Genomic DNA, 9,880 nt, shown 5'->3' on the forward strand with positions numbered 1-9,880 from the left:
GCGCTGGAACGGCGGGGCGCACCGGGCGTGTGCGACGGTGCTGGACGAACGGCTTGCCGGTACCGGTGGGGGCGACCGGTACCGGGGTTGCGACGAACGGTGGGAGGACCGGGGCGGTGCCGACTCCCGCGCGGACGGGCGTCTACGGCAGGACGACGGCCGCATCGCCGTGCCGGGGGTACGGAGGCGTCCGGGTCGGGGGTTCGACACCGGACGGGTCGCGCGTACCGGCGCGGGCCAGGCCGCTGCCCGGATCCGGCCGGGTCCGGGCAGCGGCCTGCGGACCGGGCAACGGGTCCCGCCCGGCTCGTCGCCTGGGCCGGGCCGAGACGGGACCGACGGCCCGGGACCCACCGTCGGCCCCGGCCGCCCCGGTCCGGAACCGGACCGACACGCGGTCCGGCCTGCCCCCTCCGTCCCGTGGCTCAGCCGTCGTCGGTGCGGCGCGCCGTGCGGCCCGATATCTGTATGCGGTCGATGCTCCCGGTGACCGGGTCGCGATGGAAGCGTCCGCCGGGCTCCAGACTCCCGGTGGCCGGATCGCGCAGGTCGCACGACAGGTCGGCGTAGCAGATCAGCGGGAGTGCCAGGTCACCGTCCACGGACAGAGCCGGCTCGCCGTCCGGCCCGGCCGTGACGCGGTAGGTTGTGGTGCCGTTGCGGTACGTGCCCACGCAGCCGGGCAGGGCGGCCCGACGCCCCCCGGCCACGGGGTGTCCGCCCGGGGGCACCCGGATGCCGGTCAGCCGGGCGAGTTCGCCGGCGAGGTCGCGCCACAGCGCGGTCGCTCCGCCCGCGTTGCCCGTGAAGGCGACCACCACACCGCTCTCCGGGTCGGTGCGCAGGTGGCAGGACGTGCCCTGGGCGTTGCCGTCGTGGCCGTACCACACGCGCTCGCCCTGCTCGTACAAGGCGAGCCCGGGGCTCCAGCCGTCGGCCAGGGTGCCGGGCCGGGCGGCGGGCTCGGGACGGCGCATGTCCTTGGCGACGGCGGGGGGCAGGATGACGTTGCGGCCGATCAGCGCATTGCCGAACGCGGCCAGGTCCGCGGCGCTTGCGAGCAGCGCGCCGGCCGGCGCCTCCAGCGGCGCCAGGTTCTGGCGGGCCACGAGGGCCTGTCCGGTGGCGGTGTTGACCGCGTGTCCCGCGGCCACAGGCCGCGCGGGCGCGGTGTCGCCGATGAACGCCGGTACGACACCGAGCGGTTCGAGCAGCAGCGAGCGGATCGCCTCGGCCCACGGCATGCCGGTGACGGACTCCACCAGCCGTCCGGCGGCGACGTAAGCGGCGTTGGAGTAGGAGAAGTCGGTGCCCGGCGGGAAGAGCAGGTCACCGGCGGTGCACACCGACAGGAGGTAACGGGCGGCGGTGGTCGCCGCGGCGGTGTCGGAGTCCGGCCCGGTGGGCAGCCCGCCGGTGTGGCTGAGCAACTGGCGGATGGTCACCCCGGGTACCCCGCGCAGCTCCTGGAGGTGTTCGGCCGCGGACTCGTCGAGGTCCACGTCACCGTCGTCGGCCAGGAGCATGACGAGGGCCGCGGTGAAGGGCTTGGTGAGCGAGCCCAGGGGGACCGCCGTCTCGGCCGTGAGCAGGGTGCCGGCGGATATGTCGGCAGTGCCGGTGTGTATGGATATGACGTCCGTGCCGGTGTCGAGGACCAGTTGGGCGCCGGGTACCCGGTGGGTCCGGGCGAGCGCTTCGAGGCGGTCCCGCAGTTCCCGGCGTAACAGCGAGGGCGTCCGGGAGGCGGGCGGAGCGGCGGGGATGGTGTACGGCATGAGAAGGGGACTCCCGTTGGATGGGTCTCATGTGCGGGTGTTCCGGTCCGGCCCGGGTCTGAGCGGTACGGGGGCCTGCCGGGGCGCTTCGTGGGCGCAGGGGCTTACGCTCTGCCGACCTCGATGGGCAGATGCCGTACGCCGACGATCACGGCCGGGTTCTGGTAGGTGATGTCCTTGTGGGACGGGATCGCCAGCATGCGGAATCGTTCATGCAATATAGCCAGAGCGATCCGTGCCTCCAGCCGGGCCAGTGGCGCGCCGAAACAGAAGTGGATGCCGTGCCCGAAGGTCAGATGGGGGTTGGGCGAGCGGGTCACGTCGAAGACGTCGGGCGCGTCGAAGCGGGCGGGGTCCCGGTTGGCGGCGCCGAGATGGGCCATCAGCAGGGTGTCGGCGGGAATCTCGTGGCCGCCGAGCACGACGGGCCTGGTCACCCGGCGGCCCAGTTCGGGGAAGGGGGGCAGCCAGCGCAGCACCTCCTCGACGGCGGCCGGGATGCGCAGCGGCTCGGCGCGGAGCAACGCCTCCGTCTCGGGGTACCGGTCGAAGGTGACGACGGCGTTGCCCAGCAGCGCGGTGGTGGTGATGTGCCCGGCGACCAGCAGCAGCGCCACGAAGCCGACCATCTCCTGGTCCCGCAGGCGCACCCCGTCGACCTCGGCGGCGATGAGTCTGCTGGTCAGATCGTCACCGGGGGCGGCGCGGCGGGCGCGTATGTAGTCCAGCATGTAGCTGTTCATCTCGCGCACGGTCGGAGCGATGGCCTCCAGCGCCCGTTCCAGATCGGCCATGTCCGGCGCCTCGCCGAGCTGGTCGCCGCCGAACAGTACGCTCGCCCACTCCTGGAAGAGCCGGTGTTCCTCGGCGGGGATGCCGAGCAGTTCGGCGATCACGATGATCGGCAGCGGATAGGCCAGCGCGTCGACCAGGTCGAACCGGTCGTGGTCGGCGACCTCGTCCAGCAGCCGGGCACAGATGGCCTCGATACGGGGTTCGAGTCCCTGAACGACCCGGGGGGTGAACGCCTGACTGACCAGGGCGCGGAGCTTGCGGTGCTCCGGGGGGTCCATGCCGACGAAGTTGCCTTGGGTAAAGGTCTCGAAGTCGGGCTGGGTGGGGCTGAGAGCCGAGAGGTCCGAAGAATACGTCGCCGGGTCGGCGAGCACGGCGGCGACGTTCTCGTGGTCGAGCACCTGCCACGTGCCCTGGACCTCGTCGTGCCGTACCGGACCGGCCCCGCGTAGACCTCGCCAGCGGTCGGGTAACTCCTCCAGGAGTCGCTGTCCAACCGTCGATTGCCTGCTGATCACCTTGTCTCCTTGCTAGCGCGTGCGGGCACAGAGAAGCCATCCACGCGCGGAACGGCGCGAACCGGCACCGGCCGGCGGAAGATCCCGGGGACCGCCGCGCGACCCTGCGGACGGGAGCGGCGTGTGACCCGTGTGGCGTGCCGACGATTTGCCCTGGAGCGGCGGGACGGGTCAGATGCCGTCGGCCCCGCGGCCGGGACGGACCGGGAAACGTCAGCACATACGGCGCAGGACGCGGCGGCTGCGCGGTCGGCCACGACCCGGAGGCGAGCCCGATCGTACGGCGCACCATCCCGACATAGCCCATCCCCCTTGGCGAAACCTCCCGTGCGGTGATGGCGCGGGATCTATCCGGTTCGTATACGGACAACGGGGCCGAGGGCCCCTACTGCTCGGAACGCGACGTGACGATACGCAATAGAAGAGCAGTCCGCCCCACGAATCGCATGATTGCGCACCCCGCCACCTTCGCTTCGCTGGATCTCGGCCACAGTCTTCACGGTGAGTCACACGTAAGCAACCCCCTGAAGTTGAACGGAGAGTACTCCGCCGGTGTTTTTGCGTCACCGTGAAGCTGTCTCCGACACCCCGGGCACGCGTACGGGAGCGCGGTCGGATCGGCCCGCGGGTGCCCCGGCGCCCCATCCGCAAACCGGCTCCGCGAAAAAATATCCACCGGACCCGCACCAGTGCGCGCACTCCGGGGGCAACCGCGAGGCCTGGCACTGGATGGCACGTTCGGCCCAGATCACCGAACCCGGGCCCTGATCTGGGGTGATTGTCCGGCAGCGGCGATCGCTCCACCGCCACTTCGGAAGACACCTGCCATATGCCAGCGGCAGCTCCCACATGGGTTCGGCACACCACCGGGCCCCGCGCGCCACTGCCGTACCACTTGGTGGTTCACAGAGAGGAAATCAAATATTCCGGCCAGATCGCAGGATTTCGGCCAACCTGGAGCGTCGGGGGCGCACTTGGCGAACTTGCTCGCTGCCCGCGCTCGCCCGGCGCTCGACGAGCGCGCGCTCGACGGTGATGCGCTTCGATGGGTGTCTGTGCCGGGCCTCATCTCAGGCGGCGTGTACGTGCGGCGAAGCGATCTTGCTCGGCCCTCTGGGCGGTGTGATCGCCTCGCCGGGGTGGTCGCGCCGGAGCCCGAGGTAGCCGTCGTGCTTCCAGCACTTCCACGTCTGGGAAGTGCTGGAAGCAGATCCCGATGCCTTCGTTGCGTGCGGCGGTCGCATCGTGCATCCGTCCCGGCCGCAGGGCGTCGGTCCAGAGCGTGCGGCCCTCGCGGTCGGCGATGACGGTGGCCTTCATGGCCGGTCGGGAACCGCGCATCCTCGTCCGGCCAGGAGCCTGCGTATCGCTCCGATCGCGCGGGTGACGGTGGAGCGGTCGACATCGAACAACAGGGCGAGGACAGAGTGCGGGAGACCGTGCCGCAGATGGATCAGCGTGACGACCAGCCGGTCGACGAACACCAGCCGATGCCGGGCACCTGCCCCCGCCTCACGTTTCCTGGGCCCGCCACGTGCCTCGTGACGGCGTCCGACCTGCCCACCGATCAACCTCCGGACCAGGAGCATATTCGCGACCGGGTCGCCTCCGCGGCGGGAAACTTTCTCGCACGGCGCCCGCACCTACCGGACATCCGGCGTGGACCGCGCCGTGAGAGACGCACCCGTTCTCGGAGACGGCGGCTGTCGCGGCACCCCGCACACACCGACCACTCACATCTGAGCAGCAAGCCGACGACATGGTCCACCGCCGGGCCAGAGCCCGTGTCGAACACGACTCCTCTGGATGAAGACCCGCAAGTTCGTCCGCGATCGCCGCCTACGCGGCGACGATGTCCACCACGCCATCCTCGGCGTGGCCCGACTGCACGACCTGCCCTCGCCGGGCAGCCCCACCTCGACCCACGTCCATCCCGCCATGGGCCGACACCCGCTAACGGGCCGTCGTTCAGGTCGCATCCGTGAAGTGCAGGCCCGTCGACGGGACCGGATTTGCCGGTCCCGTGTCCAGAGGTGTCAGGGGCGCGGCGGGGCGCACTTGTTGTGGCCGGCGTGTTTGCCGCACGCTTGGGCCTCCAGGTGGACGCCGCCGCCGTGGACGTCCTTGACGGCTCGGGTGTTCTGGCTGCCTCCCGAGTGCACGGTCGCCGAGCAGACGCCGCTGTCGTACCAGGAGTCGGATTCGATGTGCCAGTGGAGGGCGACGTTGTCGCCCCGGCTGGCGTGGGTGATCGTGGCCCAGTAGTAGCGCGGACCTCCGGGCCGGTTGCCGTAGCGCAGCTGGATCTTGGTGCTGCCGATCTTCACCGCCGGGCCGTTGTGTCGCCTGGCGCTGGGGATGTAGGAGTTGGGATTGACGCTGGGGCCGCACGAGTCGGCCGTCGTGTGCCGGGCGGGCGGAGTCCGAGGTGCCGCCGCCGCGCCGGCCGGAGTGGCGAGCAGCAGAGCGGCGACCACCGTCACCGCGGTCCCGGATGTTGCGAACAGGGGCATGAGGGCCGACGTGCCCCGCGCCCGAGCCGCTGCTTCCCTTGTGGCCATCTGGGTGCTTTCTGGTTGTGTCCGAGGGTGCCGTGTACGAGGGCCACCGGCGGCGGGCGTGACGCTGCCGCCCGGCGCCGTCTGCCCTGGGAACGGCGCAGGTTGGACGAACGGTGGTAGGTCTTGGCCGCTCGAGTCAGCGGCGCAGGTAGTCCCAGGTGTGGCTGCCGACGATGCCGTCCGCGCCGCCCGCGATGTCGTGGTGGCTCTGCAGCCACTTGACCGCCGCGAGGGTGTCGGGGCCGAAGCTCCCGTCGACCGAAACCCACAGGGGGTAGTCCGTGTGCCGATCGATGATGTCCTGGATCTCCCTGACGGCGTCCGCGTTGGCGCTTCCCTCGCTGATGGTCGCGGTGCCGTAGTAGTAGTCGCAGGTGTAGCCGACGGTGGAACGGTAGGTGCAGGAGTGCACGGCGGCCTGAGCCGCCGCACCGGTCGTCCGGAGGCCAACTGCCGCATGGACGGTGGCCGCGGGTACGGCGACGAGCAGTCCGGCGGTCAGAGCCAGGACGCTGACGACTCTCGTGCGGGAGGACGGCCTGGGCATGTCTGTCTCCTCGTGAAGAGCGGCGTGAAGAGCGGCCCCGGCGGGAGGCGGGGGCGTCGGTGGGCGATGGTCAGCAGGTGGGAAGGTGGGGCACCTTGGGTGCGGCTCCACGCACGTAGTAGTTGCTCACCCAGGCCGGGTCGCTGCCGGACAGCAGGGAGACCTTCGTCCACCACTTGTTTCCCGAGACCTTGTTGGTGTGCCGGTCCGTCTGGCAGTACGCCCGCAGCGTCGCATTGGACACCCGGACGGCGACCCCGCAGCTCGTGCGCGGGCACTCCCGTAGAGCCACGTGCGTACCCTTGACCCGGATCGTCTTGACCGCGGCGCCCGATACGTCGGCCACCGGCGCCGAAGCGAAGTGCTGGTTCCTACGCCCGTCGCAGGTCTTACCGTCTCCGCCCGTGACGTCGAGGTGGAGGCCCGTGCGCGTGTTCTGCCACGCGGCCTGCTGCGCGCAGCGGTCGGCCGCTGCGGGCACGACCGTGGGGTGCGCGGCGGCAGGCAGTGTGCCCAGACCCCCAGCCAAGACGACTCCGGCTGCTGCGACGGCGATGCTCCTGATCTGCACGATGCTTTCTCCCGTTGTTGATGCGGTGCGGCGGCTCGGACCGCCCGGCTGGCCGGCACCCTGGCTACTCGGCATCCCATGGCGCGCAGGTGTGCCTGGTCGCATTTGTGGTTCTCCCGGGATCCGTGGTGACCGGGTGACTGCAGCATTTCCGGGTCACAAGGTGATCGATGCCGGATCGGCTGCTGTCGCTCGATCATCGCCGCAAGGTGAACGCAGAGCCTTAGCCAGGTGCGCCAGGCACTTGGCTTTGTGTGCCACATTGGTCGCCGTGGCGGTGCACTTGATTCCGGTAGTCGCTGGGGGTGATGCCGTGGAGGACTCGGAAGGCGCGTGTGAAGTCCGAAGGCTGGGAGAATCCCCATCGTGTCGCGATGGCATGGATGGGCAGGTGATGCTTCAGGGGGTCAGCGAGGTCGCGACGGCAGCCTTCAAGCCGTCGGCCGCGCATCCAGGAACGGACCGTCACTCCGTGCTGCTGGAAAATTCTATGGAGTGAGCGAACCGAGATGTGATGGGCTTCTGCTATCTCAACCGCAGTAAGGGTGCAGTCGGCGAGGTGACGCTCGATGAACGAGGTGATCTGCGTGAACAGGACGCGTTGACGGGTTTCGGAGGGCATGTCGTCCTCGCGCTCCAGAAAGTGCGCCAGTGTAGCGGTGACCAAGTCCATGCCTACGGTGCCGAGGCGCGCGCCGTCACGCGGCGTGTACGTCGTACCGCTTTCCGCCAGGTGAGTGAGGAAGGCCGTGAGCAACTGTCCGATGCCTTGGTCTCCGGGAAGGGCTCGGCAGATGAGCTGAGTGACATGGCGGTCCGGTAAAGGAAGCAGCGTACGGGGAAACTGGATGAGGATGCATTCGCCGTCGGCGTGGGTTTCGAAAGGGCGCGAGCTTTCGAAGAACAGGAGTTCACCGGGCCGGACCGCAGTGCGATTGCGATTCTGCTCGATCACATGCGAGCCGGATTTCGTGACGCCGAAGGCAAAGATCTCCGGGTCCGAGACTCGGATCAGCCTTGGAGTCCTCCGCGTGACGTAGGACGAGTAAGCCATCGCTGATACCTGGACCGCTCCGAGCGGCATCGCTCTGACCCAGCCACGGAAGATATCTGTACCGCACAGCTCGAACGATGTCGGCATCACCGCATCCGCGGTTGCCTTCTCCCACGCTGAAAAAGCATCCCGTGCCGGGAAGTCATCGCTGTCGAAGATCTTCTCCAAAGATGGCTCCCAGTCATGGGGCTCAGGCAGGCTCAGGCCGGCTGGGCCTGCGCGTGGCTGTGCACGAAACACGATACTGACCGATCTCCCCTGACAAAGAGTATGGAAATCGGCCAATTCACCATGGCCGGGGTTTTGTTCGGAAACGAGGGTGAGGCCATCACCTGGCGGCCCTGGGAGGCCGTGCCGGTCGTCCGGCGCTCACGAGCCGGGCCCTGAACAGCTTCCCGGCGTGCACCGATCCGAGGCGGCAGATGCTGGCGTTCGGGCTCGCGGGCCAGACCGGCCGAAGGTTCGGTTCAACGCGCGCACCGCTGCCCCGCCTGCCAGGAGATGCGTGCCGAGCGCCGCCGCTACGACCACGGGTGATGCAACCTGGTCGAGATCCTCTACAGCCCACCCCGCACCGCACCGCACCGCACCGCACCACGGCCGTAGCGCGACGGCGGGCGTAGGTCACCGCGCGACTGCGTGAACTGCTGCGCTCCGCCGCAGGCGCCCGGGTCCCGGTCTGCCGCGGATGGGCCTCCAGCGAGGTCGGGGGTGGCACACTCCTTCACGCCCTGTCCATCCCTCCCGAAGCATTGCTGGCCTCCCGGCATGGCGAGCGTGATCGGCGGACTGACGGGGGCGTCGTGAACGTACGGGTGGACGCGAAGGGCCCGGACGCTGCGGACCACCTCCGTTACTTATATGACTGATTGAGCAACGACCAGCCGACGCGGGGGCGGCTCGAACTGGGTAAGCGGCCGCCGGGGCCGGGGCCCTCGGGCCGGTGCTGGAGGCGGTGTTGGTGGCGCTCGCACCGGGGGGTTCGGTGACCGCGCCGGCCACCGAGGTGATCACCTGGCTGCGCAGCCGGCGCGGTGAGGTACGGGCTGAAAGTGACACTGGAGGGCGGCGGCCGCTCTCTGGAGCCGACCGGCAAGCGCGTGGCCGGTCTCGACGCCGCGGCGCTGCGACGGCGGGCCGCGGACCTCGCCGCCCTGTTGGACAAAAGGGACGAAGACCCTGAGTGCCGCGAGCACCCCGAACGCCGCGGGCTTTCATGACAGAGCCGTCCCCGGCGCGTCCGAGCCTCGGTCTGACCGGCGCCGGCGGCCGCGTCCCCTCCTCGCCGCCGCCGAGCACGACGGCCCCGGCCTGCCCCCGGAACCGTCCGCCGCCCCGACCCGCCGCGCCCTGCGCACCCCCTGATCGAACGCTGCAGGGTGTCGCCCGAGCGCATACGGGACGAACTCGACCCGCCCGACGCCAGGTTCATGGCCCAGGCGGTTGCCGAAGGGGCCCAGAAGGGCGGACAGCGCGCTGCTCGTCCACTTCGTTGGGCACGAACTGCTCCATGTGGACGGGGAGTTGCACCTCGCGGCCCGCGCCAAGGATCGGCACACCCGGACCTCGCACCCACCAGGCGCTTTCCTTCGCCGCGTTGCGCCAGGCCTTACCGCGAGCCGCGCGTCGTCCGTCTTCCCTGGACTGCTGCTTCTGCGGCCACCCGGTACTCGGACGCGGCGCTTCCGTTACCGGCGTTGAGCACGCAGCCCACGCGGTGCCTGTACTTCATCGGCTCCGCCGAGCAACTCGCCCTCCCCCGAGGGAGTCCGAGCACACCGCGCTCACCGGCGCGCTCATCGACGTACTGGAGGAAGGAGAACGACGCGGGCCGCACCCGATGACCCTGGACTCGGAGGACGCGGTCTTCAGCGTGATGCGGGAACACCAACTCCCCCTGCCACGGCGGCAGGCCGAGGGGCTGTCCGACAACCTTGCCGACGCCGGCGCGCCTGGCGACCGTGTCCATGGCCAGGCGGCGCCAGCCAGCCGCCGCCAACAACCCGGCCCGCCGACCGCGCCATCTCGCGGATCCGGCAGGAGGGCCCCTGGGATT

The 9,880-nt window shown here is 70.1% G+C and carries 6 protein-coding genes and 2 pseudogenes; 1 reads left to right on the forward strand and 7 read right to left on the reverse strand.

Annotation, left to right across the window (positions count from 1 at the left end):
* Positions 1 to 425: 425 nt before the first annotated feature.
* The 7 genes and pseudogenes from FRZ03_RS08850 to FRZ03_RS08880 all read right to left on the reverse strand — a co-directional run bounded on the left by FRZ03_RS08850 (position 426) and on the right by FRZ03_RS08880 (position 7,992).
* On the reverse strand, positions 426 to 1,778 hold the full coding sequence (locus FRZ03_RS08850) for a serine hydrolase domain-containing protein (protein ID WP_146464606.1): 1,353 nt from the start codon (positions 1,776 to 1,778) through the stop codon (positions 426 to 428).
* Positions 1,779 to 1,882: 104 nt separating this feature from the next.
* Positions 1,883 to 3,091: a cytochrome P450 gene (locus tag FRZ03_RS08855; RefSeq protein ID WP_146464607.1), complete on the reverse strand. Its 1,209-nt coding sequence runs from the start codon at positions 3,089 to 3,091 to the stop codon at positions 1,883 to 1,885.
* 917 nt (positions 3,092 to 4,008) lie between these two features.
* A pseudogene (locus FRZ03_RS08860) lies at positions 4,009 to 4,644 on the reverse strand (helix-turn-helix domain-containing protein); the annotation flags it as partial.
* 483 nt (positions 4,645 to 5,127) lie between these two features.
* On the reverse strand, positions 5,128 to 5,604 hold the full coding sequence (locus tag FRZ03_RS08865; RefSeq protein WP_146464608.1) for a hypothetical protein: 477 nt from the start codon (positions 5,602 to 5,604) through the stop codon (positions 5,128 to 5,130).
* 184 nt (positions 5,605 to 5,788) lie between these two features.
* Positions 5,789 to 6,199 carry a peptidoglycan-binding domain-containing protein gene (locus FRZ03_RS08870; protein ID WP_146464609.1) on the reverse strand — a complete coding sequence of 137 codons (411 nt, stop codon included), beginning with the start codon at positions 6,197 to 6,199 and terminating at the stop codon, positions 5,789 to 5,791.
* 70 nt (positions 6,200 to 6,269) lie between these two features.
* Positions 6,270 to 6,545, reverse strand: a complete 276-nt coding sequence (locus tag FRZ03_RS39710; protein WP_222443350.1) for a hypothetical protein — start codon at positions 6,543 to 6,545, stop codon at positions 6,270 to 6,272.
* Positions 6,546 to 6,993: 448 nt separating this feature from the next.
* Positions 6,994 to 7,992 carry an AraC-like ligand-binding domain-containing protein gene (locus tag FRZ03_RS08880; RefSeq protein WP_146464611.1) on the reverse strand — a complete coding sequence of 333 codons (999 nt, stop codon included), beginning with the start codon at positions 7,990 to 7,992 and terminating at the stop codon, positions 6,994 to 6,996.
* Between the two features lie 760 nt (positions 7,993 to 8,752).
* Here FRZ03_RS08880 and FRZ03_RS41160 point away from each other — a divergent pair.
* Positions 8,753 to 9,007, forward strand: a pseudogene (locus FRZ03_RS41160) (effector-associated constant component EACC1); the annotation flags it as partial.
* Positions 9,008 to 9,880 lie beyond the last annotated feature (873 nt).

This window comes from Streptomyces misionensis, assembly GCF_007896895.1.
Lineage (GTDB): Bacteria > Actinomycetota > Actinomycetes > Streptomycetales > Streptomycetaceae > Streptomyces > Streptomyces misionensis_A.